Below are 24,274 nucleotides of genomic sequence, written 5' to 3'. Positions count from 1 at the left end.
GCCGCCAGATTTCCTGACGATCCAATAATGTTAAGCGAGTGCGTTTGTGTATGTTCATCTACAGTATTCTCCTGAATACTGTAAACAACGCTAGGAATTCTTACACTTTATACTTCGCCAGCAAACCCGCACGTAACGATGCAGCTAGAAATTCCATTCCTGATAAATATTGTTTCTCATGCCGCTTAAGATCACGATAAAAATTCTCGTGAGGCCCGAAGGCCAGCAGCTTCAAATTATCCAAATGCCGGTGTGACTATAACCGCATCAATCGAACTGATACTCGTTGGAGGATTCTTCTTGATCGGCGATCAGTATGTCGCGGATCATATTAAACGGTAAATCAGGATTTTCCTCAGCGATCTTGCCAATCTGCGACCAATATTCGATTTGCTTGGGTACTGAACGATGCTGGGTTTGCGCGTAGCGCTTGGCCTGGGCGACTAGGCTTTCTGATAGCTTCACGTTTACGGACATAGTAATCTCCAAACTGAAGAGCCATTTTGGCTCAATTGGTACCACAAATGAATCTGGCAAATATTTTATACTCAGTTTTGTTCTGAAATGGCTTAAACAGCTATACTGCACGTCTTTTAACCAACCTGAGTATTTTAAGCGATGAATAAAACTGAAATGATCGAAGAGATTGCCAGCCGCACTAACTTAACCAAAGCCGATGCAGCGCGTGCCGTGAATGCAGTACTTGATACCATCGTTGAAACCGTTGCTAAAGGTGATGATGTTACGCTGCCTGGTTTTGGTTCGTTTAAATCAGTTCAGCGTGCTGCCCGTGAAGGTAAAAATCCCAAGACAGGTGAAAAACTCCAGATCGCTGCAACAATCGCACCAAAATTCTCCGCAGGCGCTACTTTCAAGAGTGCAGTGGCGAAGAAATAAATGGATTAAAACTGAATTCACTAGGGATGGGGTTTGCTGCTTTCGTGCAATTTTGACCCCATATCTCTAGCCTTGTCATTGATGACGGTGTCTTCAATCAAATCATGATTGAAGATGGTAGGAGGATGGGAGTCATAAAATTCTCTTATAACTCCTATTTGAGCCAGTCTAACTATTCAGAAATCAAAAGTTACTCACAAAGTTACTCACATTTTGAAAAGTACCCCCCTTTTTTCCTATCCTCAATTTGAGGGAAGGTTCAACCTAAACCGTTTTTATTTCCTCGAACTTGGAAGAATGCTTTTTAGTAGAAGGTAATTGAATCAATTCGCACGGCTGAAGCTGTGCACGCTTTGTTTCCGGTCGTTCGCAAAGCAGATTCGTGAATCTCTTAATCAGTGTGGTTTCGTCTGGGGATAGCGATTTCATGAACTCAATCAGTTCGGCTTGCCACTGATATTTTTTAAGCTTCTTTCGCTTGGGATCCAAGTGCACTACATTGGCAGGGGTTGAGGTTGGTGCAACTGATTTGGATTTGCGACGTGCGGGCGCACTTGTTGATTTAACAGCCATGCTTGGCCTCCTTGTTGATATTTTGAATTTCACCCCTTTTGAGAGGGTGGCCGGGGGCTCAAAACCGCAACAAGACGGCTGGCGTATTTCCTGACGGATCAGGTGTTTTATTAGCCTAACACCCGGCCATAGGCAAACTATGGACGTAAAAAAACCGCAGACTATCGGGCGCGGGATATGGCCGCTTGTTGAAGTGTTTTGAGCACTTGCCCGAACAATAATCCTGAACGGTTACACTGTCAAATATTGCCCGCTGCTTCGGTTTCGAATTCTTCGGTACCGTCAGGCTTCCAGCGTGAAAGTTCAGAGAGCGCTTCATAAACCATACCGGTAAGGATACGCTCCGCGTTACGCCGATCGGCAATCCCCGGAATTGAATCACTGGCCCGTACCGGTAAGGAAAGCATCTTTTGCCGGAAAGCGTTTACTAAATCACTCCACCCCATTACAGCTTCAGCAAGTGAAATCATATCGCCGCGCTTGGCCGCTAATTCAGCTTCCAGCTTATCCGCCTGCATTTTCGCCAATCGTGCCCGTTCGCTCGCTAGGTCCAATCCATTTGTCGCAGCACGCCCGGCGGCCTGCTCCCGCAACCGGCGAATATAAGCAAGCCGTGCTTCATCCAATGTGGCGCTCTTTGAGAACACCCCGGCTGATTGAAGTTCACGGATTTGCCTGGTAGATAAATCAAGGTGCTGGGCTATTTCAATTTGTGTTGTCATTGATTTGATTCCCGTATCGGGTTACTTCCGGAAGATCGGAAGCGGAATCCCCTTTGTAAACGCTTGGAACTAGCGAAAAGCTGCGGGTCTGATTGCCCGCAAGCCGGAAAAAGTGTCAGGGTCCCTGGTGTCGGTTTGTATTGCTTGCCTGTCATCTTGCGCCAGCGGATGCACCTTCCGTGCCACACGGTGCAATGTTTCGTTTATTGCCGCGGCTTCGTTCATTGGCTTCACTTCTTTTTCTGTGTCCATGCTTTGTACTCCATTAGATTGTTATTATTGAAGCGGTCCCTTTTCAAGTAATTCGAGCATAGCGAAGGGATCATATTTCGATTTCGGAATAAGCATTTCAAAGCTGTACTTATCCTTGATCGCTATGGTCAGAATCACGTTATGCCTGTCGCTCTCGGTATCGGTCACAAATGCCCGCTGAGTTCCTGGATTTTCTTCCAGCATTCGCAATACTTTTTCCCGGCGTTGTTCGCGCTTCAGTTCCTCAATGATTGCCGGTTTGTGCTTGCGTAACCGTTCAATCAGTTCATGTGTGATTTTTTCCGCTGGTGACAGTTCAAGGCTATCGCCATCGGTCAGGGTAATTGTCAAATCCCTATCCCGTAAATATTCGATGATTTCCGCTGCTTCCATTTATCTATATCCTCACTATCTTCTTAGCTGGGGGTGTTCTATGTGTTACAGTGTTACAATCCTTATCTGGTGCGGGTTTCAGCGTAACAGGATCGTTTTCTGTAACGTTACATGCTGTTACATCGTTACATTGATTTGTAACACTTAGGCTGTTTGTAACAGTTACGCATTTTTCATTTGTTACGTGCAAACCGTTGCTGTTATTGGGTTGTAACGTTGTAACGGATAAAACAGGGGTGAGGTATCGGGAAAAGGATTCTTCAAACTGTGCCAATTCAAAGCCACGATAAACATCATAACCGTTGCGAACTAACTTCGATTGAATACCGTAATCTCTTAACTTGTTTGCCAGTTGCTTGGGTGACAACGGCTTGCCTCGGTTATAGGTTGCCCAGCTTTTTTCGGTATCCTCTATCAAAGTGTTAATCAGATCGGCGGTGCTGATCTTGTTGGCGCGCTTCGATTCAAACACTTCCTGAATATCTGCCAATAGTTCATTGCTGATACTGGCTGACTTGTCACCGGCGGACAGCTTTAAAGCTACCTGGTTTGCACGGTCAAGCCATTCACTGCCAGCGCATCCCGCAATAGCCAATAACGGCTCCCAGTTATCCTGTGCGCGGTCGTTTAACGCGTCGGGTAGCATTGGCCTTGCCCGCCTGACTTGTTCGCGGTAATCGTCGGCAAAGCGTGCCAGCTTACTGGTTAACGTTAGAAACAGATCAGGTTCAGCGTATCGCAACCGGTCGACAGTCTCATGAACCAGCTTCCGCCGCAATTCCAGGATGATGGCTCTATCCATCAAAGTATCTGATAAGTGGCCGATTCCGGATAATGCCTTGGCTCCCCATGTGCTGAATCTTTTGGGGGTGTGGTCATCGCCTACGGTTCGGATGACGTAAGCATTATCACGGCTATGGCCGGAATTAATCACACCGCGCAGCTCCTCGTTTTCTTTCATGAATGCGTCGGTTTCATCAAGTAGCAGGGTTGGTTGCCATGCCTCGATTGCACGATAGAGCGATGCTGGGCTGATGCTGCTGGCGGATAATGGCCGGTATGACAACTTGCCCAATATCGTTAATAGCTGAGTCTTGCCGCATCGTTTTTCAGGCGCGGTGATGATTGCCAGCGGTGCAACCTGTATCACGTCAATGAACCATGTCATGCTTGCCCATAGTGCCACTGCATCCGCAGTTTCTTTATTGCACACAATGAAACGGTGAACGGTCGCTGATATGTCACTGAGCAATTCCCCCGGATTCACCGGATATTCCCACGGTTCAACATTCGGAAAACCGGAATCGTCGATTTCATTTCGTTTGGCTGCATTTACCGCTTTATCCAAAGCACTGACACTGATTCCAAGCTTTTCAGCTTCCTGCTTTCTTGCCCGGTCGTATTCAATCGGAGATAGCATAGCAAGGCGTTTTATTGCTGCTTGTTCTGATTCTTTTTCGTTGCTACTCATCATTTCAAGCGCTTGGCTCTCAAGGTCATTCATTACTTGAATCTCCTTGAATAGCTGACTGCTTCGTTAATCCTGATAACTGCTTTCGATAAAAAATCAGCATCAGATTCAGGCAATGGCTTACCGGTCAACATCCAGCGTGCAGCGATTAAAACAACCGTTGCATCATGTTGAAGGGTGGAAAGTATTTGCCATTCATTAAAGAAAGAGCGTGTCTTGGGATCGTATTTGCTTTCGGTGCGCGGGAAAAGATCGGCGGCATTCAAGCCAATGGCGCCAGTTATTTCATGGACCGAACATCCAGCAAAGCAATGAAGAAGTATTTGCCCTTCGCGGCCTTCACTTACTGCAAGACTGCGGCCTTTCCGGTCATCGTGAGACGGACAGAATGCCAGCATGCCGCCGTTGTGACGTTTGATAATGCCCTTCAAGCGGCTTGTGACTTCGTTCAATATGTCATGAGTGTTATAATCCGAATGTGAGTTTATTCCAGCCGCTACCCCCGCCGGGTGCGGCTTTTTTGTTGGTGTCTGCATGGCTCATTCTCCCGCCCGGTAATTGACGGGATCAGCAAGCCATCTGTGAAGCTCTCCGTTATCGTAGAAGGTGCAACGAATGCCCATGCGTTCAGGCTGCGGGGCGCGGCCTTCCTTGCATAGTTGCCTGAACTTCTCTTTGCTTACAGGAATGAATTTCTTGAATTGGGAAAACCGGCTTTTGCCGGTTGCTGGTAATGTTTCTGGTTTTGGTAATTCTTGAGTTCTTGCCATTAGTAGCACTCCATTGTTTAACCCGTGCATCACGGTATGGAGAGATTAAAAGGCTATTTAATGGAAGGTAATCCCCTTTGCTAAGCAAAAGGTAGCCGTTTGCTAAGCAAAGAGGGGGAGGTTAGACTCCTGTCAAATATTTTCTTATTGTTCTGAATCCAACGGTGATTTGAATGCCATTCAGCTTTTTTCCGTCGAGCCCTATGGCCGCTTCATCTTTGTTTTTGTAAGATTTCCTATTCTCACGATAATAATTCTGAACAGCTTGTTTTTGCTTTGCGTAAAAATCTGCCCTGCCTTTGGCTCCTTTCTTTGCAGTTTTCTTGGCTTGCTCTGAAGCTAATAAAACCTCAAGTTTTCCAGCGGCCTGATCCATCAATTCTTCATAGAATTCCCTCATGGCTCGATGATTACGGGGGCGTTTTAATAATCTTTCATCTAACAGAAGGCGTTCAAAATGTTCGCAGATAGCTTCGATTGATTCCATTTCCAGTCGTATAGATTCTGATCCTAATCGTGAAATTCCAGAAAATTCGGCATTGAATTTGGCAATGGTTGAACCGATGGCGGGTAAAGCCACGGGCTGAAGCATCTCTTTAATGATTGGATTAGGCCTATCCTTCTTTTCTTTGGTTTTCATTCGTATTCCCTTAATACGGCCCTGAATTATAGGAAGCCGTGCCAGTGAGTCAGGGAAACTCGTTTTCCTCCCGTCGGAGTAGGCACAGCTAAACCAGTTACGCAGCTCTAAACGGCAATACTTCCGCCCCGGCTTTCAGCTTATCCAGATAATCCGCCCATGCCTGCATCATGTGTGCCCGCGGGTCCAAGTAAAGCGCATGGTTGTATGCCGCGCTTACTGCATCGCGTTGTGTATGTGCAAGCTGCAATTCGATATGGTCATGATTGAATCCTTGTTCATGAAGGATCGTTGACGCTATCCCCCGGAATCCGTGGCCGGTCATGCGGCCGTGATACCCCAGCCGGTAAAGTGCGTAAAGAATCGTGTTATTGCTCATGGTCTTGCCGTCTCTTCGTTCGCTGGGGAATAACAGCACATCATCAGCCGCCAGCTTGTGGATTTCTTCCAGTACCGTTATTGCCTGGTTGCTCAAGGGTACGATATGCGGGGTTTTCATCTTCATGCGTTCGGCTGGTATGCGCCATTCTTTCTTGGTCAGGTCGATTTCATTCCATCGTGCGCCAATCAATTCACCCGTGCGAACAAACGTTAATGCCATAAGCTGCAATGCAAGGCGGGTGAGTGGTTGCCCGTCATAACCATCGATATTACGCAGCAATTCAGGTAATTCTTTCTCGCTCAACCGCTTGTGATTGGTTTTCTTGGCGGGCTTCAGTACATCGGAAGGTTTTATGTCAGCCGCCGGATTACGCTCCGCCAATCCATGCGCCACGGCATAGCGCATAACCTGCCCGCACATCGTCAATACACGCTTGGCAATATCCAGCGCACCACGTGATTCAACCTTGCGCACCATCGCTATGAACTGGGCTGCGGTGATTTCATTCACGGGTTTATGACCAATGACCGGGAATGCATCCGCTTCCAGCCGCCGGATCGTGTAGCCTGCATGGCGTTCTGTCTTGTCGTGACCCCAGTGATTCCACCAAAGACGCGCCACCGATTCAAAACTATTGGCGGCTGCAATGGCTGCTTGCTGTTTTTCTTCTTTGCGGTTCTCTGAAGGGTCTACGCCTTGCGCCAGCAGTTCTTTCAGGCGTGCGTGTTGATTGCGTGCTTCTTTGAGTGAAACGTCAGGATATACGCCGATTGAAAGCATTTTGGGCGTGTCATTAAAACGGTATCGATACCGCCACCATTTCGCGCCGGAAGTTTTCACCAGTAAAGCCAATCCGTGACCGTCTGCTAGTGAATAATCCTTTTCTTTGGGCTTTGCCGCTTTGATGATTGAATCGGTCAGTTTCATGTGAGTGCCTTTATCCTGTTGGATAGCGCAAAAATGTGAGTAACTTTTTTATGAGTATTATAGTTACTCACAAAGTTACACACAAATTTGGTGTGTTACTCACATTTCACATGGTTGCCTACGGTTAACAAAAAACCCGCTAAACTTAACATTTATGCGGGTCTTGTTGGTGTTGCTGGGTATTAATTGGCGCATCTTTGGCGGAGAGGATGGGATTCGAACCCATGTGCCAAGTTACCTTGACCATCTGATTTCGAGTCAGCGCCGTTATGACCGCTTCGGTACCTCTCCTTGGGGTGGGAATGATACACCGGTTTGAGCTTGTTGAGATCAAACCGGTATCTGAAACGAGGTAAATTTACATGTTCGCGTTATGCCGTTGTTGCTAACGCGCCACGCATTTTTTGCAGCGCTTTGGCTTCAATTTGACGAACGCGTTCTGCGGATACGCCTAATTCCGCAGCAAGATCATGCAGCGTCGCGGTATCTTTTTCCCTTAACCAGCGCGCTTCAATGATATGGCGGCTGCGATCGTCCAGACATGCGAGCGATTGTTGCAGACCTTTTTCGCGTAAGTGCGTGATTTGCTCATTTTCCAGAATCTGGGATGGCTCTTCACCGTCGGTTAAATAACTGATCGGGCTGAATGCATCGTCTTCTTCATCCGAAATGGGTTCCAGCGAAATATCCGAGCCGTTGAAACGCTTTTCCATTTCCACCACTTCTTCGGATTTAACCCCTAGTTGCGTGGCCATTGCATCCACTTCTTGCGGGTTCATTGTGTCCAATCCTTGCTTCATGCTGCGCAAGTTGAAGAACAGTTTACGTTGCTGTTTGGTGGTGGCTATTTTAACCAAGCGCCAGTTGCGCATGATGAATTCGTGAATTTCCGCTTTAATCCAGTGAACGGCAAATGATACTAAGCGCACGCCACGTTCAGGGTCGAACCGTTTAACGGCTTTCATCAGTCCGATATTACCTTCCTGAATCAAGTCGGCTTGCGGAAGGCCATAGCCTTTGTAACCGCGCGCGATTGCGACTACAAAACGCAAGTGCGACAAAATCAGCTGTTGCGCAGCCTCGAGATCGCCCTGATTCCACAAACGCCGGGCCAGACTGGTTTCTTCCTCTTGCGAAAGAATAGGGAAAGAATTAACAGACTGAATATAACTTTCTATACTTCCACCCATTGAGGGCAGTGTTAGAGCATTCGTCATTGTAATAATCTCCTGATTATGGATTGTGCTAACTCTTCAGTTTTTAATTAAACACATTCTAGCACTCCCGGAATGAGAGTGCCAAATTTTTGAAAAGTTCGTGCTTAACGCCCGGTTTATTTGGGTTCTATTTGCCAGAGATGGCTTGCAACGGAGATGCGGGCGCCTAACCATCCTAACCAAGCGGAAAACAATAGCATGCTGATACTGTCAGCTGAGGAGAGGTGTTGTAGTTGCAAATCAATGCGATAAAGTTGCGCAAGGGTGATGAGCTCTTCATTGAGCGTGCGGATGGCCAGTGCCATGATAAGCCATGCGGTAGCGCCTCCCGCCAATCCCTGAATCGCACCGAAATAGAGAAAAGGGCGCTGGATGAAACTGTCGGTAGCGCCGATGAGTTTGGATATTTCAATTTCATCGCGCTTGGTAAGAATTTGCAGGCGAATGGTGTTGAACATGATCGCGATAATCGCAATGCTTAATAGCGTTGCCAGCATCAGCACGGCAAAACGGGCGAGATCGAGTAAGGCATTCAGGCGTTCGATCCATGCGGAATCAAATTGCACGTGTTCGATTTCCGGCCAGCTTTGTATGATCGTGCGCAATTGTTCCAATGCTTCGGTGCTGTTTTCCAGAGTGTGAATAACAAAAGCATCCGGAAGTGGATTGCGCATCAGGCTGGCGGTGATATCCGTGAGTCCGGCACTTTGTTGTAACTGTTGGAGCGCGACGTCTTTGGGAATAAATTGGATTGTCTGGATTTGCGGATTTTCTTCCAAGCGCTGATTCACTTTCTCAATGCTATCTTGTGTCATATCAAGCTTAAGAAACAAACTTATTTGCGGGGAATCCGCAGTTTGTCCGGAGATGACCTGCAGGTTTTGCATGAGCACGTAAATGCCAGCCGGGAGGCTGAGGGCAATGCCCATCACAATAATGCTGAGGAAGCTGGTAACCGGCGTTGAAATCAGCCGTTTGAGCGTCAGAAAGAACACAAACCCGTGTTGCGTCAGCCATGCGCGTATCATGCCGCCAGTTTTCCTTGTTTGAGTGACAAAATGCGATGTTGCGTATCTTCCAGCAGCGAAGCATCGTGCGTTGCAATCAGCACGGTGACGCCCACTTGGTTGAATGAGGTGAACATGGTCATGATATCCCGGGCGTATTCAACATCCAGATTGCCAGTGGGTTCATCGGCAATCAGAATAGCCGGACGATGGACCACGGCGCGCGCGATGCACAAGCGCTGTCTTTCCCCGCCTGATAGTGCAATTGGCATGGATTTTTCCTTTTTTAGTAAACCCACCTTATCCAAAGCGGCGCGAACACGGGCAGCTACGGTATTGTTATCAAAATTGCTGATTTGCAGCGGTAGCAGGACATTATCAAAAACGCTGCGATCAAACAGCAGCTTATGATCCTGAAAAATGAAACCGATTTTGCGGCGCATATAGGGGATGGCGGCCGGTTTAAGCTGGGCGATATTCTGCCCGCTAATCGTGATGGTGCCGGATGTTGGCCGTTCGATGGCGGCGATAAGTTTTAATAACGTGCTTTTCCCCGCGCCCGAGTGACCGGTCAGGAATACCATTTCACCGGATTCAACCGTGAGGTCAACGTTATTCAGCGCCACATACCCGTCGGGATAACGTTTGGAGACATTTTTGAAAGTGATCATCGGCCTATGCCTTATGCTATCCGTAGTGTTTAATCAAACAATGCATCAACAAACTGCCGTGCGTCAAATGGCCTTAAATCATCCACACCTTCGCCGACACCAATAAAACGTAATGCTGGTGGATTTTCTGGGTACTGCCCGGCAATTGCCGCGACCACGCCACCTTTGGCGGTGCCATCCAATTTGGTCAGGATCAGACCGGTGACATCCAGTGCTTCGTCAAACGCCTTGACTTGCGTGATGGCGTTTTGTCCGGTATTGGCATCGAGCACCAGCAATACTTCGTGCGGCGCATCCGGCATCGCTTTGGCGACGACGCGTTTGACTTTTTTGATCTCCTCCATCAAATGCAGTTGCGTGGTTAACCGCCCGGCGGTATCCGCCAGCACGATATCGATGCCGCGCGCTTTAGCTGAATTGACCGCGTCAAAAATCACCGCCGCCGGATCGCCTTTTTTATCCGGATCGCTATCCGGCGCAATCACGGTGACATTGTTGCGTTCCCCCCAAGCGATCAATTGCTCGCGCGCAGCGGCTCGGAAAGTATCGCCGGCAGCCAGCAATACCGATTTTCCCTCAGTCTGGAAATATTTGGCCAGTTTGCCAATCGACGTGGTTTTACCTACGCCGTTGACGCCTGTGATCATGATGACGAAAGGTTTATGTGTGGTAGTATCCAGCGGCTGCGCCAGCGGTTCCAGCATGGCAATCAGCGATTCCTTCAGTGCTTCCTTGAGTTGCGCCGAGTCCGTCAGGGCATCGCGCTTGACTTGTTTACGCAGATTCTCAAGCAATTGTTGCGTTGCGCTGACGCCAATATCGGAGGTTAATAAAATAGTTTCCAGTTCCTCATAAAGCGCCTCATCGATTTTGCCGCCGCCGAATAAGCCCGATAGCTGTTTACCTAAATTTTGCCGGGTGCGCGCCAACCCTTGCTTGAGTTTAGCCGCGAAGCTTATTGATTCCTCCGGCTTGGATTCGGACTCAACATCGGGAGAAACCGGTGTTTCAGTGGAATCTGCGGGATTTTTTTTGGATTTAAAAAAACTAAACATTCTGGTAGGCTCTTCTACTGATAGACATTGGAAATTCTCAAAGCCTAATTTTATTCTGTTTACTCACATTTTGGTTGGTAAAAATGAAACCTGATTATTGTTTTACTGTACATCGCTTTTTTTCTTTTTCCGGGTTATTCATCGCGATTCTGCTGATTTCATCCAGGGCGGTTGCCAATCCGCATGAATTTTTACTCGATAATGGCCTGAGATTGATTGTTAAGCAGGATCATCGCTCACCGGTGGTGGTGACGCAAGTCTGGTACAAAGCGGGCAGTATCGATGAAGTAAATGGTGTCACTGGTGTGGCGCATGTGCTGGAGCATATGATGTTCAAAGGGACGGAGAAAGTTCCCAATGGCGATTTTTCAAAGAAGATCGCCGCTGCGGGCGGGCGGGAGAATGCCTTTACCAGTTACGATTACACTGCCTATTACCAGCAATTGCATAAGAATCACTTGCCCATGGCGATGGAGCTGGAAGCGGATCGGATGCGCAATTTGATTCTGACCGAGGAAGAGTTTTCAAAAGAAATTAAAGTGGTGATGGAGGAACGCCGGTTGCGTACGGAAGATCAGGCCCGTTCACTGCTGTATGAAAAAATGATGTCGGTTGCGTATCAAGCGCATCCGTACAAAAACCCGATTATCGGCTGGATGAATGATCTGGAGAATATGCGCCTGGAAGATGCGCGCGAATGGTATGACCGTTGGTATGCGCCTAACAATGCGATATTGATTGTAGTCGGTGATGTCGATGCCAATGAAGTATTCCGGCTGGCGCAAAAAAACTATGGCACTATCCCTAAGCATCCTTTATTGCCGCTCAATGCCCGCAAACCCCAAATCGAGCCGCCGCAAACAGGCACTAAGCGCATCATCGTCAAGGCACCGGCGGAACTTCCTTATCTGATGATGGGGTATCATGCGCCGACGATTAGAAACGTCATGGAAGACTGGGAGCCGTATGCGCTGGAAATACTGGAAGGTGTGCTGGACGGCCATGCATCGGCTAGGCTGAATAAAAGTTTGGTGCGTGAAAGTCAGATTGCTAATTCGGCTAACGCGGGCTACAGCGCGATGGCGCGCGGTCCAAGTATTTTCTTTCTGAGCGCGGTGCCGCGTGCTGGTAAAACGGTTGCTGAGCTGGAACAGGCTTTGCGCAAGGAAATCGAGAAAATCACCAAAGATGGCGTCACTGAAGATGAATTGGCGCGCGTAAAGGCACAGGTTGTCGCCGGTCATGTGTATCAGCGTGATTCTACCTTTTCCCAAGCCATGCAACTGGGGAGGCTGGAAAGCACCGGATTGTCTTACCGCGATATCGATATCATTCTGGAAAAGCTGAAAGCTGTTACTGCTGCGCAAGTACGCGATGTGGCGAAAAAGTATTTCAATGACGATAGTTTGACCGTGGCGGTTTTGGATCCGCAACCGCTGGAAAAAAGAGCGCCCGAGAAAGTACCTAGCGGTTTAAGACATTAAGTCAGTTGAATCCTTGAAACGCTGACAGTCGCATTGAATTGCTGAGAATTTGAGCGGCTGTCAGGGTGAAGCGCTGAGGAATATTGATAAGCTTCTAAGCGTTGTTTGTTTCCGACTCAATGACTATGAGCGCTGTCTTTGGATTGCTCCGTATTTCCATGTTTATGCATATGATCCATCATGCGATGCATTTCCGATTGATCAATAACTCCGTCTTTGTTGGCATCTTTTTTGTCAAACATGGCTTCATGGTGTTTCATAAACTCTTCCTTGCTGATTTTGCCATCTTTGTTCGTATCCACTGGCCCCATATGTTCACACTGATGGCCGTGCTCATCACCCGACTTTGCATCGCCATGACTATGACCCGCAGCTTGTCCGCTTTGATGTTGGTGACTGCTGCTTTGCGTGGCATCAGCGGCCAATACCGTGGTTGCATTGCCTGCGAGTAAAAAGACAGCTGCAATGGCGATAGAAACCAAATTTCTTTTGTGGCGCATCTTGTTTCTCCTAAATGAGATAGTCAATGAATGAAAGAGCAAAATTTTCTTTCGGTTTTTTAGAAACGGTTCTCCCCGTAAAGTTCGGAAAACCATTTCAATATTATGTTATGTGATGCCGCGGAGAGCGTGAGATCAGGTAACGATAAAATGCTCGCGGTAATATTTCAATTCGTTGATGGAATCATAAATGTCGGACAAAGCTTCATGCTTGCTGTCTTTGGAAAAACCTGACGCAATTTGCGGTTTCCAGCGTTTGGCGAGTTCTTTGAGCGTGCTGACATCCAGGTTACGGTAATGAAAATAAGCTTCCAGTTTTGGCATTGAGCGAACCATGAAGCGCCGGTCCTGGCAGATCGAATTGCCGCACATCGGTGATGCGCCGGTGGGTACATGCAGTTTCAAGAATTCGATCAGTTGCGCTTCCACTTCCGCTTCGTTGAGGTGCGACGCTTTTACTTTGCTGATCAGGCCGGATTTGGAATGTGTCGATTGATTCCACTTATCCATGCCGTTCAGCACTTCATCCGGCTGGTGCACGACCAGAACCGGGCCTTCGGCGATAGTATTAAGTTGTGAATCGGTAATCACCAGAGCGACTTCAATGATACGATCGGTATCCGGATTGAGTCCGGTCATTTCCATATCGACCCAGATGAGGTTATTGTTATCTTGTGCCATAATTGTTTTGATTTTTTTGAATGCAATGCGTTTAATTGTGTCATATCGCCATCAGTCCGTCACTTTTAAACAGACTGGGAATGTCCGGGTTATTTGGCAGTGATCATTGAATATTGAATGAATTCAAACTTTAGCGCTTAAAACAAACTACTATGCAAACATTTACTTTGGTTTTTATTTTCGCATTATTACTGACAACGCTGACTCAAATCTGGCTGGCGGCAAGACATATCGGTCATGTACGCACGCATAGGGGCAAGGTGCCGGAAGAGTTTGCCAGTCAGATCAGTTTAGGCGATCACCAGAAGGCTGCCGATTACACCTGCGCCAAGACGCGCGCGGGTTATCCGGGCATACTGCTGCATGTTGCGCTGTTGCTGGTAATTACCTTGGGCGGCGGCTTGAATGCCTTGAGTGAATTCTGGGTAGGTTGGTTAAGCGATCCCATTTTGCATGGCATGGTATTGATTATCAGCACATTCTTCATTATGAGCGCCGCTGACATTCCGCTGAATTACTACCGCACTTTTGTGATCGAAGAACAATATGGTTTCAATAAAATGACGCCAGCAATGTTTTTTACCGATCTGATTAAACAATCCGTATTGGGTTTATTGCTGGGGGCGCCTTTGTTATTTTGCGTGCTGTGGTTGATGGAGAAAATGGGCGAAAGCTGGTGGTTGTACGCATGGTTTGCCTGGATCGCTTTTAATTTGTTCGTCTTGGCAATTTTTCCAACGTGGATTGCGCCGTTGTTTAACAAATTTACCCCGCTGGAAGATGCCACGCTGAAAACGCGCATCGAGCAATTGATGAGTAAATGCGGTTTCAAAGCCAGCGGCTTGTTCGTCATGGACGGTTCGCGCCGCAGCAATCACGGCAACGCGTATTTCACCGGTTTCGGTAAAACCAAGCGTATTGTCTTTTTCGATACTTTGCTGGCGCGTCTGAACCCAAGCGAGATTGAAGCGGTATTAGCGCACGAATTGGGGCATTTCAAACACCGTCACGTGATCAAACGTATTGTAATTTCGTTCGCGATGAGTCTGGCGTTTCTCTGGCTGCTCGGTTTTCTGATGGGGCAAAGCTGGTTTTATGAGGGGCTGGGTGTAACGGTTGCAGCCGTGCCGTCAACCGCGATGGCGTTGTTGCTGTTTTTCCTGGTGATGCCGGTGTTTACTTTCCTGCTGCATCCGATATCGAGCATTTACTCGCGTAAACACGAGTTTGAGGCGGATGCTTATGCCGCGCAAAATGCTTCGGCAGATGATCTGATTCACGCACTGGTCAAACTGTATCAGGACAATGCCGCAACACTCACGCCGGATCCGCTGCATTCCGCATTTTATGATTCACACCCACCTGCGGCTATTCGTGTGGCGCACTTACAAAGTCAGGGGCAAGCATGAGTAATAACGTATGCGACTTAGCTTCCAAGCAATGCAAACCGTGTGAAGGCGGCGTACCGCCGCTGTCGGGCGCGGAAGTTTCGGTTTTTTTGCAGCAAATTGAAGGATGGCAGTTGCAAGACAAACAGATCAGCAAAGCCTACGCGTTCAAGAATTACTACCAAACCATGGCGTTTGTGAATGCGGTAGCATGGATTTCGCATCGCGAAGATCATCATCCCGATATGCTGGTGGGCTACAATCAATGCGTGGTCACGTATACCACGCATGCGATCGGCGGCTTATCCGAGAATGATTTTATCTGTGCGGCGAAAATCGATAAGTTGTTCTCAATTTGAGCGCTCGCTCCGGAAAAAACAAGCCACAAACGAAGTGTTTGACTGGACAAGTGGTTGCCGCATTCGGCAGACACTATTCGGTTGAAACAGCAACGGGAGAAACCATCTCTTGTGTCATGCGCGGCAAAAAAAGCGGGATTGCTTGTGGCGACCTTGTGGAATATCAGTTGACTACCGTTGGTCAAGGCGTGATTGAAACGGTACAGCAACGCACTTCATTGCTTTACCGGAGCGACGCGTTTAAGGAAAAAATCATCGCCGCCAACGTCACGCAAATCATCATTGTAGTCGCGGCTACTCCCAGTTTCAGCGAGGAACTGATCAACCGCTGTCTGGTTGCGGCAGAAAGTGAGAACATCAAGGTATTGATCATACTGAATAAAGCTGATCTGATCGAACCGACCCAAACGGCGATGGAAACGCTTTCGTTGTATCAAGATCTTGGTTATGCCGTATTGCAATTAAGCGCAACACAGGATATTTCGGCGCTTCGGCCTTATTTGTCAGGCCACCTCAGTGTTTTGGCTGGGCAATCCGGCATGGGCAAATCCACATTGCTCAATGCATTGATACCCGAAGCCAGACGCGCTACCGCGGAAATATCATTAGCGCTCGATTCCGGCACCCACACCACCACCCATTCGCATCTTTATCATCTCGATGGCAACAGCGCCATCATCGATTCACCCGGTTTCCAGGAATTCGGCCTGAATCATATCAAAGCAGAAAATCTAGCGTGGGGCTTCATGGAGTTTCATCCTTATATCGGGCGATGTAAATTCAATGATTGCCACCATACCCGGGAACCCGGTTGTGCTGTGTTATTGGCAGTACAACAAGGGAAAATTCATCCTAAGCGTTTAGCTTTTTATCAGAAACTATTGCGACACGATGAGTTTAGTGCAAGTGTTTGATCACGTGATATAAATATTGGGTAATAACATTCGGGGGCGACATCTATTCAATGCTTTATGATGTCAGCCCGCGAGAGATGAGCGGTTTTGCCAGCAATTCTGTATCTGGCAGCATTGTTCGCAAAAATCCAGTAAGTAGTGGAGCAGCACTATTACTCAATAATCCCCTGCAACTCCTGAAACAACAACCGGAAACTCTTGGGTGGCTTTTCCGCTGCCTTTTCTTTTTGCGCGTTACGGATCAGCAGTCTTAGGCGCTGCAAGTCGGCTTGCGGATATTTCTGTGCAAATTCGGTGAGTGCGTTGTCATCGTTCAGCAGCCGTTCGCGCCAGCGTTCAAGCTGGTGCAGGCGGGCGGTTTGGTGCACCGATGTTTGATGCCAGGAGTCGAGCTTTTGCTGGATCGGCAGCGCGTCGATGTCGCGCATCAGGCGTCCAATGTATTGCATCTGACGCCGCCGCGCACCGTGTTTTTGCATGGGCCGGGCCTGGTTGATGGCGTCGATTAAAGTTTCCGGCAAATCAAACTCTGTCAGTTTTTTCGGATCCAGTTCCACCAGTTGCTCGCCGATTTCCTGCAAGGCGTGCATGTCTTTTTTGCGCTTTGTTTTACTCGGCGCGCTTTCTTCGTTGTCGTCGTATTCCGGTTCTTTTTGCACGGTAACCTGTGTAATGCGGTGTGAATAAGCTGTTATCATAGCTTCCTCGTTTGAAATCCGCTTATATTTTCATCTTTATTGCACGACATGAATAATTTATCCGTTTCCAATACCCGATTTTCATATCCCATAAGCACACTGCAACAAATCGCCCGCGATATTTTGCAACATGCGCAAAAAGGCGGTGCCAGCGCCTGTGAAACCAATGTTTCCGATGGCTTCGGTCAAACCGTCACGGTGCGCCAGGATGCAGTGGAAACGATTGAATACAATCGTGACAAAGGCCTGTCCGTGACGGTGTATATCGGACAGAAGCGTGGCCACGCCAGCACCTCCGATTTTTCCCCGCAGGCGATCAGCGACACGGTTACCGCCGCGTTGTCGATTGCCCGCTACACCGCGGACGACGATTGCGCCGGATTGGCGGAAGCGGAATTGCTGGCGAAAAACTACCCGAGCTTAGATTTATATTACCCGTGGCAAATCAGCGTTGAAGAAGCCATCGAACTGGCGAAGCAGTGCGAACAAGCCGCATACGCTGCGGACAAACGCATTACCAATTCCGAGGGCGCGACCATTTCCGTCAGCGAATCGCAATTTATTTATGCCAACAGTTTGGGATTCATGGGCGGTTATCCGCTGTCGCGCCACAGCATCAGTTGTGCCATGATCGCTGAGCAAGGCGACAGCAAGCAGCGCGACTATTGGTACAGCGTGGCGCGTGACGCTGCCGACTTGGAAACGGTGCAAAGCATCGGCGAAAAAACGGGCAAGCGCAGCGCGGCGCGTTTAGGCGCGAGAAAAATCGGCACCTGCGAAGTGCCGGTATTGTTTGAAGCGCCGATTGCTTCGGGCTTGATCGGGCATTTCGCTTCGGCGGTGAGTGGCAGCAACCTGTACCGAAAATCTTCCTTTTTGCTGGATAGCATCGGCCAGCAGGTTTTCGCGCCGGATATCCAGATTCTGGAGCGCCCCCATCTGCACAAAGGGCTGGCGAGCGGTCCATTCGACGACGATGGCGTCGCAACCGTCGATCGTAACATTGTGGAAAACGGTATTGTACGGGGATATTTTCTGGGCAGTTACTCCGCGCGCAAACTCGGCATGCGCACCACCGGAAACGCTGGTGGCACGCACAATCTGATCATGCAAAATGGCGCAGCAATGAGCTTTGACGCGATGCTGAAGCAGATGGGCACCGGTTTACTCGTCACGGAATTGCTCGGGCACGGCATCAATGCGGTCACTGGGGATTATTCGCGCGGCGCTTCCGGGTTCTGGGTCGAAAACGGTGCAATCAGTTATCCGGTCGAAGAAATCACCATTGCTGGTAATCTGAAAGATATGTTCCGGAACATCGTGGTCATCGGTAACGATGTCATAGTGCGCGGGTCGAAACAGTGCGGTTCGGTATTGATCAACCGCATGACGGTAGCCGGAGGTTGAAAACGCTGCATGAAGGTATTGCGGCGTATTGAGCGAGCGATAGGTAAATTGACGGGTGCGGCTCGTTGATCGGAAGTTTAACCGGATCTCCCCGCTTATCGCTTTTTCAGCAAAAAAATGAACTCTTTGTCTATCTCAGACAACGATAACAATTCATTTCCGGTTTGTTCGGCAAAAACCTGAAAATCGATCACGGAACCCGGATCTGTTGCAACAATTCTTAATATTTGTCCACTGACCATCCCGGCCAGTGATTGCTTGGTGCGTAGAATGGGCAGCGGGCAATTCAAGCCGCGCGCATCTAACTCTTTATCTGCTTTCTGCATTTCTCAGTCATGATGTTTGGGTGCATTACTATACTGTCTGTGTGGGCGGATTCAAAGAGCGGAGGTAGCTTATCCGGTGTTTTATATCTTAGTGCCAGGGGGCTGTGATGACGTGTCGTATGGTTGATTCAAGGTTTCTCCTGGCTGCAGTGAATCTAATTTTCACAACTAATTCTTTTAGAATAAATCGCTTGGTGTTATAATCCCGGCCTTTTGTTTTATCTTGTTATTCAATCAAAGTTATCGAGGATTTTGCCAATTTATGACGACAATTAAAGTTAAGGAAAACGAACCATTTGAAGTTGCTATGCGCCGCTTTAAGCGTTCAATCGAGAAAACAGGAATACTGACCGAATTGCGTGCTCGTGAATTTTATGAAAAACCGACCGCAGAACGCAAACGCAAGCTAGCAGCAGCTGTGAAGCGGAATTACAAGCGCTTACGCAGCCAGTTATTACCGCCTAAGCTTTATTAAATCGTTATATATTAATACCGGTTTCTCTTCCGGTAGCGTTTTTTCAAAATGATGAGTTGATAATCGATTAATTGCGTCCATTTATCATGAGCTTAAAACAGAAAATCACGGAAGATATGAAAGCAGCGATGCGCACGGGTGACACCAAGCAGCGGGATACTATCCGTTTGCTGCAAGCTGCAATCAAACAGCGTGAAGTGGATGAACGCATAGTACTTGATGATGCGGCTGTCATTGCGGTTATTGAAAAAATGCTCAAGCAGCGCAAGGATTCTATTACTCAGTATGAAGCCGCGCAGAGATTGGATCTGGCCAATATTGAGAAAGAGGAGGTTGCAATTCTCAGTGCCTATATGCCGCAAGCATTAAACGATTCTGAAATCGATGCATTGATAACCGAAGCAATTTCAGAGACGAATGCAGCCAGTATGCAGGATATGGGTAAAGTTATGGCCATACTGAAACCGAAATTGGCCGGCCGTGCTGATATGGGTAAAGTGTCGGCGCTCATAAAAGCTAAGATATCCACCTGATACCGATTGACTGTTCCGGATTATTCTTAAAACAAACCACAACGATTGCAATTTATTTATACTTGAAGCTGATTGTTATTGACAGCTCCGGGTAGATGATTCCGCAATCTTTTATACATGATTTACTCAGTCGCGTGGATATTGTCGATGCGATTGATCGTCATGTCCCGCTGAAGAAAGCGGGTGCTAATTTTGTTGCCTGTTGTCCGTTCCATAGCGAAAAGACTCCTTCATTCACCGTCAGTCAATCCAAGCAGTTTTACCATTGCTTTGGTTGCGGCGCGCATGGTAATGCGATCAGTTTTTTGATTGAATATAGCGGCTTAAGCTTTATCGAAGCAGTGCAAGATCTGGCGGCTTACGCCGGTATGCAATTGCCGGAGCAACAAAGCAGTAATATTTCTCATCATTCTGCTTCAGATGACTCACAACAGGATTTCGCAAGCGATTATGACCATAACAACGCTGAAATATCGCTGCAAGACCTGCTAAATGCACTACAAATCGCCACTCGCTATTACCGCGAGCAACTCAAGGTTTCCGAAAAAGCCATCGCCTATCTTAAAAAGCGGGGTCTATCCGGTAAAACGGCGGCACGATTTGCCATTGGCTATGCGCCTGCGGATTGGCAGAATCTTGAAGCGGTTTTTTCTGATTATAATTCTGATAAAACCCGGAAATTATTGACGCAAGCGGGACTGGTCATTACCAGCGGTGAAACCAAACAATATGATCGGTTCAGGGACCGGATCATGTTTCCGATCCTTAATCAGAAAGGGCAGATCATTGGCTTTGGCGGCCGTGTGCTTGCCAAAGAAGAGCCTAAGTATCTGAACTCCCCCGAAACGATTTTATTTGAAAAGGGACGTGAACTGTATAACCTTTTCTCGGCGCGCCGAGCTATCCGTGAAGCGAATTGCGTCATTGTTGTAGAAGGATATATGGATGTCATAGCCCTCTCGCAACACGGAATTGATCATGCAGTAGCCGCCTTGGGTACCGCGACGACGAGTTTTCATATACAAAAACTCTTGCGTCAGACAGATAACATTATTTTCTGCTTCGATGGTGACAAAGCGGGCAGAAAAGCAGCTTGGCGCGCACTCGAGAATAGCCTGGCCCTGCTATCCGATGGCAAATATCTGAGTTTTCTTTTTTTGCCCGAGAGCGCAGACCCGGATAGCTATATCAATCAATTTGGCAAAGAATCATTTGAACAGCAGCTTAAACAAACTCTGCCGTTATCGGAATTTCTATTCAAGGAGCTATGCTCAGAAGTCAATCTTCAAACCAGCGAAGGCCGCGCAAAATTGATCAGCGATGCAAAGCCGCTACTGCAACAAGTCACAGCGCCGGCTCTATCACTGATATTGACCAGGCGCTTAGCGGAGCTTAGCGAGATTGATCAAGGGGAATTGGATGAGTTACTGCAGATAAAACGTGCAACAGCAGCTCATAAGACAGGAAAGAGAAGCACAAAACAAATTGTTACACTTTACCGCCGATTGATTCGGATCCTATTATACGACCCGAGTTATATGACTAAACTTGAGCGTGATTTACTTGTCGAATGGAGCGAAAAAAATGAAGAAGTCACTGCATTAAAAATTTTAGTTAATTTTTTCGATACACACCCTTACTTAATTGAAAATAAATCAACATTCTCAGTGGCGGCGCATTTTCAGGATAAAACATGCAGAACTCTTTTGGAGAATATTGAGAGTGAAACCTTGGAATGGAGTAACTCAGAAGAGTTGGAAATCGAGTTTCTAGATACATTAAAAAAACTGCAACAAATACAGCATAAAAAACGTATGGCTGAATTACATAACAAGCCTTTGAACATGTTAAGTGATGAAGAAAAGCGAGAGCTTCAACGATTAGCAGTACGGTGAAACTAGTTATTAGGTGTCAGTAATATCGAATTTTGATATAATCTTGTGCTTTCAGCTTTTAATTCATCCAAATTATTGGGAATCCAATATGCCAAAAACAAAAGCGGTCGAATCAAAAGATAAAGATAATAAAAGTATTAAAAAATCAACAGCTCAGGAAATAAAAGATACCGGCGATGAAATGGTAGAAAAAGTAGAGTCTAAAAAATTAACAGCTAAAACTGAAAAAAGTGTTAAAGCGACCGGTAAAAAAACAAATGAGAAAGCAATCAGTCTAGATGCAATCGATTCTGCTGAAATAAAAGAAGCACCGGTTAAACCAACCCGCAGTGCGGCAGAATTTTCTCAAGCAATACTTGGCGGCGATGAGATTGAGTTCAATACAGGCAAGAAAGCCAGGGGCAGAACACCCAAAAAGAATAAGGCGGCGGGAGGACTGGATTCGATTGATGATATAGACTCAGTTTCCGTTATTGAAGGCGGTAATCCGCAACCGCAAGATATCGAAGCGCGGCGCATGCGCTTGAAAATTCTGATCGGACTAGGCAAAGAGCGTGGCTATCTGACTTACGCCGAAATCAATGATCATTTGCCCGATGATATGCTGGATGCTGAGCAAATAGAAGGCATCATCAGTATGATCAATGATATGGGCATCTCTGTGCATGATGAAGCGCCGGATGCGGAAACATTGCTGATGTCCGATGCTGCAACTACCGTGGCTGATGAAGATGTGGCGGAAGAAGCGGAGGCAGCGCTCTCTACGGTAGACTCCGAGTTTGGGCGGACAACAGATCCCGTGCGGATGTACATGCGCGAAATGGGTTCGGTAGGTTTGCTGACGCGTGAAAGTGAAATTGAAATCGCAAAACGCATTGAAGGCGGTTTGCGTCATATGATTCAGGCGATTTCGGCTTGTCCTCCGATCATCGCGAAAATTGTCGATCTGGCTACGGAAGTTGAGAAAGATGTATTACGCATTGATGAAGTGGTTGATGGACTATTGGACGCCAATGCGCAAGACATCACGAATGAGGAATTTTCAGAGGAATCTCTCGAACAGGAGTTAGCTTCCAGCGATCTTGGCGATGACGACGAAGATGAAGATGGTGATGGTGCATCAATTGCCAGTGCGGATTTGTTGAAACTTAAAGCAGATGCATTGGAGCGTTTCACGGTAATCCGTGAAATATATACCGAAATGCAAGCCCTGCTTGAGAAAGAGGGGCCTTATCATCAAGGTTATATTGAGCTTCAGGATAAAATCTCATCCGAACTGATGGGTATCCGGTTCTCGGCGAAAATGGTAGAGAAACTCTGTGATACTCAGCGCGAACTCGTAGGAGATGTGCGCAACTATGAGCGCAGGATAATGGATTTGTGCGTATCCAAAGCAAAAATGCCCAGAAATCACTTCATCAAAACGTTTCCTGGAAATGAAACCAATCTTGATTGGGTAGCGCAAGAAATCGGCATTGGAAAGCCTTATAGTCAAGCGCTTGAACACTATAAACCTGCGATTCTGGAAGAGCAGCGGAATTTGCTGGAACTCAAAAACAAGGTTGGTATTCCGATCAAAGACTTAAAAGAGATTAATCGCAAAATGTCGACTGGCGAAGCGAAAGCGCGCCGGGCCAAGCGCGAGATGACGGAAGCCAATTTACGGTTGGTAATTTCGATTGCCAAGAAATACACCAACCGCGGATTGCAGTTCCTCGATCTCATTCAAGAAGGCAATATCGGCCTTATGAAAGCGGTGGATAAATTTGAATACCGGCGCGGTTATAAATTTTCAACATATGCTACATGGTGGATACGCCAGGCAATCACCCGCTCCATTGCGGATCAGGCCAGAACCATCCGGATTCCGGTGCATATGATTGAAACGATTAATAAAATGAATCGTATTTCACGTCAGATTTTACAGGAAACCGGACAAGAGCCTGAGCCGGCGGTATTGGCGCAGAAAATGGAGATGCCCGAAGAGAAAATTCGTAAAATTCTTAAGATCTCCAAAGAGCCAATTTCCATGGAAACCCCGATTGGTGACGATGAAGATTCGCATTTGGGTGATTTTATCGAAGATGCAGCCACGATGGCGCCTGCAGATGCGGCAGTTTACGCTAGCTTGCGTGGCGTCACTAAGGACATTTTGGATTCTTTAACACCGCGTGAGGCCAAAGTGTTGCGCATGCGTTTCGGCATTGAAATGAACACCGACCACACCTTGGAAGAAGTCGGCAAACAATTTGATGTTACCCGTGAACGCATTCGTCAAATCGAAGCTAAAGCGCTACGCAAGTTGCGCCACCCCGCTCGTTCTGAACGTTTACGCAGCTTCTTGGATACCGGCAACAATTAAAATAAGAAATAAGGGTCTGTAGCTCAGTTGGTTAGAGCAGGGGACTCATAATCCCTTGGTCGTAGGTTCAAGTCCTACCAGACCCACCAATAAACCAAGAGGTTAGATAATTATCTAGCCTCTTTTTTATTTCTGATGTGACGCGATTGTGTCGCCTAGGGAAGCGCTGAACAATTAGTGATTTCCAGATTTCCCGGTAATCCTGCCATTTTTTTGAACACGAATTCCCGGCAATTCATTTTTCAGTGGTGTTTTGTAGCCGGATTTCCCCTGTT

28 protein-coding genes and 2 tRNA genes are annotated in these 24,274 nt (G+C 47.4%); 11 read left to right on the top strand and 19 right to left on the bottom strand.

Going from position 1 to position 24,274, the window contains the following annotated elements; genetic code table 11:
- Window positions 1-267: 267 nt before the first annotated feature.
- Entirely contained in the window at window positions 268-477 is a 210-nt protein-coding gene (locus DU481_RS13570; RefSeq protein WP_350135399.1) for a TA system antitoxin ParD family protein, read from the bottom strand.
- Window positions 478-618: 141 nt separating this feature from the next.
- On the opposite strand from DU481_RS13570, the gene DU481_RS13565 reads away from it, so the two are divergent.
- Complete coding sequence (locus DU481_RS13565) at window positions 619-897, top strand: HU family DNA-binding protein (RefSeq protein WP_090322893.1); 279 nt, start codon at window positions 619-621, stop codon at window positions 895-897.
- A gap of 264 nt (window positions 898-1,161) precedes the next feature.
- Here the strand turns inward: DU481_RS13565 and DU481_RS13560 are convergent, their stop codons facing one another.
- From DU481_RS13560 to ftsY, 14 genes are all read right to left on the bottom strand, one after another.
- Window positions 1,162-1,470, bottom strand: coding sequence for a hypothetical protein (locus DU481_RS13560; protein ID WP_350135397.1), 309 nt, complete (start codon window positions 1,468-1,470; stop codon window positions 1,162-1,164).
- Between the two features lie 239 nt (window positions 1,471-1,709).
- Complete coding sequence (locus DU481_RS13555; RefSeq protein ID WP_350135395.1) at window positions 1,710-2,192, bottom strand: hypothetical protein; 483 nt, start codon at window positions 2,190-2,192, stop codon at window positions 1,710-1,712.
- A gap of 69 nt (window positions 2,193-2,261) precedes the next feature.
- A complete protein-coding gene (locus DU481_RS13550) occupies window positions 2,262-2,444 on the bottom strand; it encodes a hypothetical protein (protein ID WP_350135393.1) in 183 nt (60 codons plus the stop codon).
- Between the two features lie 24 nt (window positions 2,445-2,468).
- Window positions 2,469-2,837, bottom strand: coding sequence for a hypothetical protein (locus tag DU481_RS13545; protein ID WP_350135391.1), 369 nt, complete (start codon window positions 2,835-2,837; stop codon window positions 2,469-2,471).
- 4 nt (window positions 2,838-2,841) lie between these two features.
- Entirely contained in the window at window positions 2,842-4,341 is a 1,500-nt protein-coding gene (locus DU481_RS13540; RefSeq protein ID WP_350135389.1) for a DUF3631 domain-containing protein, read from the bottom strand.
- Window positions 4,341-4,844, bottom strand: a complete 504-nt coding sequence (locus tag DU481_RS13535; RefSeq protein WP_350135387.1) for a hypothetical protein — start codon at window positions 4,842-4,844, stop codon at window positions 4,341-4,343. Before DU481_RS13535 ends, DU481_RS13540 begins: the two co-directional genes overlap by 1 nt.
- Before the next feature lie 3 nt (window positions 4,845-4,847).
- Window positions 4,848-5,078 (bottom strand): helix-turn-helix transcriptional regulator, encoded by a 231-nt coding sequence (locus DU481_RS13530; protein ID WP_350135385.1) that lies wholly within the window; start codon window positions 5,076-5,078, stop codon window positions 4,848-4,850.
- 121 nt (window positions 5,079-5,199) lie between these two features.
- Window positions 5,200-5,718 carry a hypothetical protein gene (locus DU481_RS13525; protein ID WP_350135383.1) on the bottom strand — a complete coding sequence of 173 codons (519 nt, stop codon included), beginning with the start codon at window positions 5,716-5,718 and terminating at the stop codon, window positions 5,200-5,202.
- A 97-nt stretch (window positions 5,719-5,815) separates the two neighbouring features.
- A complete protein-coding gene (locus DU481_RS13520; RefSeq protein WP_350135381.1) occupies window positions 5,816-7,027 on the bottom strand; it encodes a tyrosine-type recombinase/integrase in 1,212 nt (403 codons plus the stop codon).
- 198 nt (window positions 7,028-7,225) lie between these two features.
- Window positions 7,226-7,318: transfer RNA gene (locus DU481_RS13515), tRNA-Ser, on the bottom strand.
- 80 nt (window positions 7,319-7,398) lie between these two features.
- Window positions 7,399-8,244 (bottom strand): RNA polymerase sigma factor RpoH, encoded by an 846-nt coding sequence (gene rpoH, locus DU481_RS13510; RefSeq protein WP_090321839.1) that lies wholly within the window; start codon window positions 8,242-8,244, stop codon window positions 7,399-7,401.
- A 116-nt stretch (window positions 8,245-8,360) separates the two neighbouring features.
- Window positions 8,361-9,272, bottom strand: a complete 912-nt coding sequence (ftsX, locus tag DU481_RS13505; protein WP_350135379.1) for a permease-like cell division protein FtsX — start codon at window positions 9,270-9,272, stop codon at window positions 8,361-8,363.
- Window positions 9,269-9,922 (bottom strand): cell division ATP-binding protein FtsE, encoded by a 654-nt coding sequence (gene ftsE, locus DU481_RS13500; protein WP_350135377.1) that lies wholly within the window; start codon window positions 9,920-9,922, stop codon window positions 9,269-9,271. Before ftsE ends, ftsX begins: the two co-directional genes overlap by 4 nt.
- A gap of 29 nt (window positions 9,923-9,951) precedes the next feature.
- A complete protein-coding gene (gene ftsY, locus DU481_RS13495; protein ID WP_350135375.1) occupies window positions 9,952-10,977 on the bottom strand; it encodes a signal recognition particle-docking protein FtsY in 1,026 nt (341 codons plus the stop codon).
- An 83-nt stretch (window positions 10,978-11,060) separates the two neighbouring features.
- On the opposite strand from ftsY, the gene DU481_RS13490 reads away from it, so the two are divergent.
- Window positions 11,061-12,461 carry a M16 family metallopeptidase gene (locus tag DU481_RS13490; RefSeq protein ID WP_350135373.1) on the top strand — a complete coding sequence of 467 codons (1,401 nt, stop codon included), beginning with the start codon at window positions 11,061-11,063 and terminating at the stop codon, window positions 12,459-12,461.
- A 116-nt stretch (window positions 12,462-12,577) separates the two neighbouring features.
- On the opposite strand, the gene DU481_RS13485 is transcribed toward DU481_RS13490, so the two are convergent.
- Together DU481_RS13485 and orn are read right to left on the bottom strand one after the other, a co-directional pair.
- Window positions 12,578-12,961 carry an EF-hand domain-containing protein gene (locus DU481_RS13485; RefSeq protein WP_350135371.1) on the bottom strand — a complete coding sequence of 128 codons (384 nt, stop codon included), beginning with the start codon at window positions 12,959-12,961 and terminating at the stop codon, window positions 12,578-12,580.
- Between the two features lie 135 nt (window positions 12,962-13,096).
- Window positions 13,097-13,642 carry an oligoribonuclease gene (orn, locus tag DU481_RS13480; RefSeq protein WP_350135370.1) on the bottom strand — a complete coding sequence of 182 codons (546 nt, stop codon included), beginning with the start codon at window positions 13,640-13,642 and terminating at the stop codon, window positions 13,097-13,099.
- A gap of 152 nt (window positions 13,643-13,794) precedes the next feature.
- Here orn and DU481_RS13475 point away from each other — a divergent pair, with 152 nt between their 5' ends.
- From DU481_RS13475 to rsgA, 3 genes are read left to right on the top strand one after another with little or no spacing between them, the layout of a single operon-like run.
- On the top strand, window positions 13,795-15,051 hold the full coding sequence (locus DU481_RS13475; protein WP_350135368.1) for a M48 family metallopeptidase: 1,257 nt from the start codon (window positions 13,795-13,797) through the stop codon (window positions 15,049-15,051).
- A complete protein-coding gene (locus tag DU481_RS13470; protein ID WP_350135366.1) occupies window positions 15,048-15,389 on the top strand; it encodes a 4a-hydroxytetrahydrobiopterin dehydratase in 342 nt (113 codons plus the stop codon). The genes DU481_RS13475 and DU481_RS13470 overlap by 4 nt, the downstream gene beginning before the upstream one ends.
- A 38-nt stretch (window positions 15,390-15,427) precedes the next feature.
- A complete protein-coding gene (gene rsgA, locus DU481_RS13465; protein WP_350135364.1) occupies window positions 15,428-16,303 on the top strand; it encodes a ribosome small subunit-dependent GTPase A in 876 nt (291 codons plus the stop codon).
- A 152-nt stretch (window positions 16,304-16,455) separates the two neighbouring features.
- On the opposite strand, the gene yjgA is transcribed toward rsgA, so the two are convergent.
- Window positions 16,456-17,001 carry a ribosome biogenesis factor YjgA gene (yjgA, locus tag DU481_RS13460; protein ID WP_350135362.1) on the bottom strand — a complete coding sequence of 182 codons (546 nt, stop codon included), beginning with the start codon at window positions 16,999-17,001 and terminating at the stop codon, window positions 16,456-16,458.
- A gap of 48 nt (window positions 17,002-17,049) precedes the next feature.
- On the opposite strand from yjgA, the gene pmbA reads away from it, so the two are divergent.
- Complete coding sequence (gene pmbA, locus DU481_RS13455) at window positions 17,050-18,408, top strand: metalloprotease PmbA (RefSeq protein ID WP_350135360.1); 1,359 nt, start codon at window positions 17,050-17,052, stop codon at window positions 18,406-18,408.
- Between the two features lie 95 nt (window positions 18,409-18,503).
- Here pmbA and DU481_RS13450 read toward each other — a convergent pair whose 3' ends face one another.
- Window positions 18,504-18,734: a sulfurtransferase TusA family protein gene (locus tag DU481_RS13450; protein WP_121166788.1), complete on the bottom strand. Its 231-nt coding sequence runs from the start codon at window positions 18,732-18,734 to the stop codon at window positions 18,504-18,506.
- Between the two features lie 262 nt (window positions 18,735-18,996).
- Here DU481_RS13450 and rpsU point away from each other — a divergent pair, with 262 nt between their 5' ends.
- From rpsU to DU481_RS13425, 5 genes are all read left to right on the top strand, one after another.
- Window positions 18,997-19,209: a 30S ribosomal protein S21 gene (gene rpsU / locus DU481_RS13445; RefSeq protein ID WP_013648785.1), complete on the top strand. Its 213-nt coding sequence runs from the start codon at window positions 18,997-18,999 to the stop codon at window positions 19,207-19,209.
- A gap of 86 nt (window positions 19,210-19,295) precedes the next feature.
- A complete protein-coding gene (locus DU481_RS13440; RefSeq protein ID WP_350135357.1) occupies window positions 19,296-19,742 on the top strand; it encodes a GatB/YqeY domain-containing protein in 447 nt (148 codons plus the stop codon).
- 95 nt (window positions 19,743-19,837) lie between these two features.
- Window positions 19,838-21,637, top strand: a complete 1,800-nt coding sequence (gene dnaG, locus DU481_RS13435) for a DNA primase (RefSeq protein WP_350135355.1) — start codon at window positions 19,838-19,840, stop codon at window positions 21,635-21,637.
- Window positions 21,638-21,725: 88 nt separating this feature from the next.
- On the top strand, window positions 21,726-23,999 hold the full coding sequence (rpoD, locus tag DU481_RS13430) for an RNA polymerase sigma factor RpoD (protein ID WP_350135353.1): 2,274 nt from the start codon (window positions 21,726-21,728) through the stop codon (window positions 23,997-23,999).
- Between the two features lie 12 nt (window positions 24,000-24,011).
- A tRNA-Ile gene (locus DU481_RS13425) sits at window positions 24,012-24,088 on the top strand.
- Window positions 24,089-24,274: the final 186 nt, after the last annotated feature.

The organism is Nitrosomonas sp., assembly GCF_040240425.1.
In the GTDB taxonomy this organism is placed as follows: Bacteria; Pseudomonadota; Gammaproteobacteria; order Burkholderiales; family Nitrosomonadaceae; genus Nitrosomonas.
This window is presented reverse-complemented; position numbering and strand designations above follow the sequence as displayed.

Bases quoted from the DNA above. Each gene is read 5' to 3' on its own strand.
- ftsE (WP_350135377.1), bottom strand. From the start codon at position 9,922: ATGATCACTTTCAAAAATGTCTCCAAACGTTATCCCGACGGGTATGTG.
- DU481_RS13520 (WP_350135381.1), bottom strand. From the start codon at position 7,027: ATGAAACTGACCGATTCAATCATCAAAGCGGCAAAGCCCAAAGAAAAG.
- DU481_RS13490 (WP_350135373.1), top strand. From the start codon at position 11,061: ATGAAACCTGATTATTGTTTTACTGTACATCGCTTTTTTTCTTTTTCC.
- DU481_RS13525 (WP_350135383.1), bottom strand. From the start codon at position 5,718: ATGAAAACCAAAGAAAAGAAGGATAGGCCTAATCCAATCATTAAAGAG.
- yjgA (WP_350135362.1), bottom strand. From the start codon at position 17,001: ATGATAACAGCTTATTCACACCGCATTACACAGGTTACCGTGCAAAAA.
- ftsY (WP_350135375.1), bottom strand. From the start codon at position 10,977: ATGTTTAGTTTTTTTAAATCCAAAAAAAATCCCGCAGATTCCACTGAA.
- DU481_RS13475 (WP_350135368.1), top strand. From the start codon at position 13,795: ATGCAAACATTTACTTTGGTTTTTATTTTCGCATTATTACTGACAACG.
- rpoD (WP_350135353.1), top strand. From the start codon at position 21,726: ATGCCAAAAACAAAAGCGGTCGAATCAAAAGATAAAGATAATAAAAGT.
- DU481_RS13570 (WP_350135399.1), bottom strand. From the start codon at position 477: ATGTCCGTAAACGTGAAGCTATCAGAAAGCCTAGTCGCCCAGGCCAAG.
- DU481_RS13555 (WP_350135395.1), bottom strand. From the start codon at position 2,192: ATGACAACACAAATTGAAATAGCCCAGCACCTTGATTTATCTACCAGG.
- DU481_RS13540 (WP_350135389.1), bottom strand. From the start codon at position 4,341: ATGAATGACCTTGAGAGCCAAGCGCTTGAAATGATGAGTAGCAACGAA.
- orn (WP_350135370.1), bottom strand. From the start codon at position 13,642: ATGGCACAAGATAACAATAACCTCATCTGGGTCGATATGGAAATGACC.
- DU481_RS13485 (WP_350135371.1), bottom strand. From the start codon at position 12,961: ATGCGCCACAAAAGAAATTTGGTTTCTATCGCCATTGCAGCTGTCTTT.
- DU481_RS13560 (WP_350135397.1), bottom strand. From the start codon at position 1,470: ATGGCTGTTAAATCAACAAGTGCGCCCGCACGTCGCAAATCCAAATCA.
- DU481_RS13470 (WP_350135366.1), top strand. From the start codon at position 15,048: ATGAGTAATAACGTATGCGACTTAGCTTCCAAGCAATGCAAACCGTGT.
- rpoH (WP_090321839.1), bottom strand. From the start codon at position 8,244: ATGACGAATGCTCTAACACTGCCCTCAATGGGTGGAAGTATAGAAAGT.
- DU481_RS13550 (WP_350135393.1), bottom strand. From the start codon at position 2,444: ATGGACACAGAAAAAGAAGTGAAGCCAATGAACGAAGCCGCGGCAATA.
- DU481_RS13530 (WP_350135385.1), bottom strand. From the start codon at position 5,078: ATGGCAAGAACTCAAGAATTACCAAAACCAGAAACATTACCAGCAACC.
- dnaG (WP_350135355.1), top strand. From the start codon at position 19,838: ATGATTCCGCAATCTTTTATACATGATTTACTCAGTCGCGTGGATATT.
- pmbA (WP_350135360.1), top strand. From the start codon at position 17,050: ATGAATAATTTATCCGTTTCCAATACCCGATTTTCATATCCCATAAGC.
- DU481_RS13450 (WP_121166788.1), bottom strand. From the start codon at position 18,734: ATGCAGAAAGCAGATAAAGAGTTAGATGCGCGCGGCTTGAATTGCCCG.
- DU481_RS13565 (WP_090322893.1), top strand. From the start codon at position 619: ATGAATAAAACTGAAATGATCGAAGAGATTGCCAGCCGCACTAACTTA.
- DU481_RS13535 (WP_350135387.1), bottom strand. From the start codon at position 4,844: ATGCAGACACCAACAAAAAAGCCGCACCCGGCGGGGGTAGCGGCTGGA.
- DU481_RS13545 (WP_350135391.1), bottom strand. From the start codon at position 2,837: ATGGAAGCAGCGGAAATCATCGAATATTTACGGGATAGGGATTTGACA.
- rpsU (WP_013648785.1), top strand. From the start codon at position 18,997: ATGACGACAATTAAAGTTAAGGAAAACGAACCATTTGAAGTTGCTATG.
- ftsX (WP_350135379.1), bottom strand. From the start codon at position 9,272: ATGATACGCGCATGGCTGACGCAACACGGGTTTGTGTTCTTTCTGACG.
- DU481_RS13440 (WP_350135357.1), top strand. From the start codon at position 19,296: ATGAGCTTAAAACAGAAAATCACGGAAGATATGAAAGCAGCGATGCGC.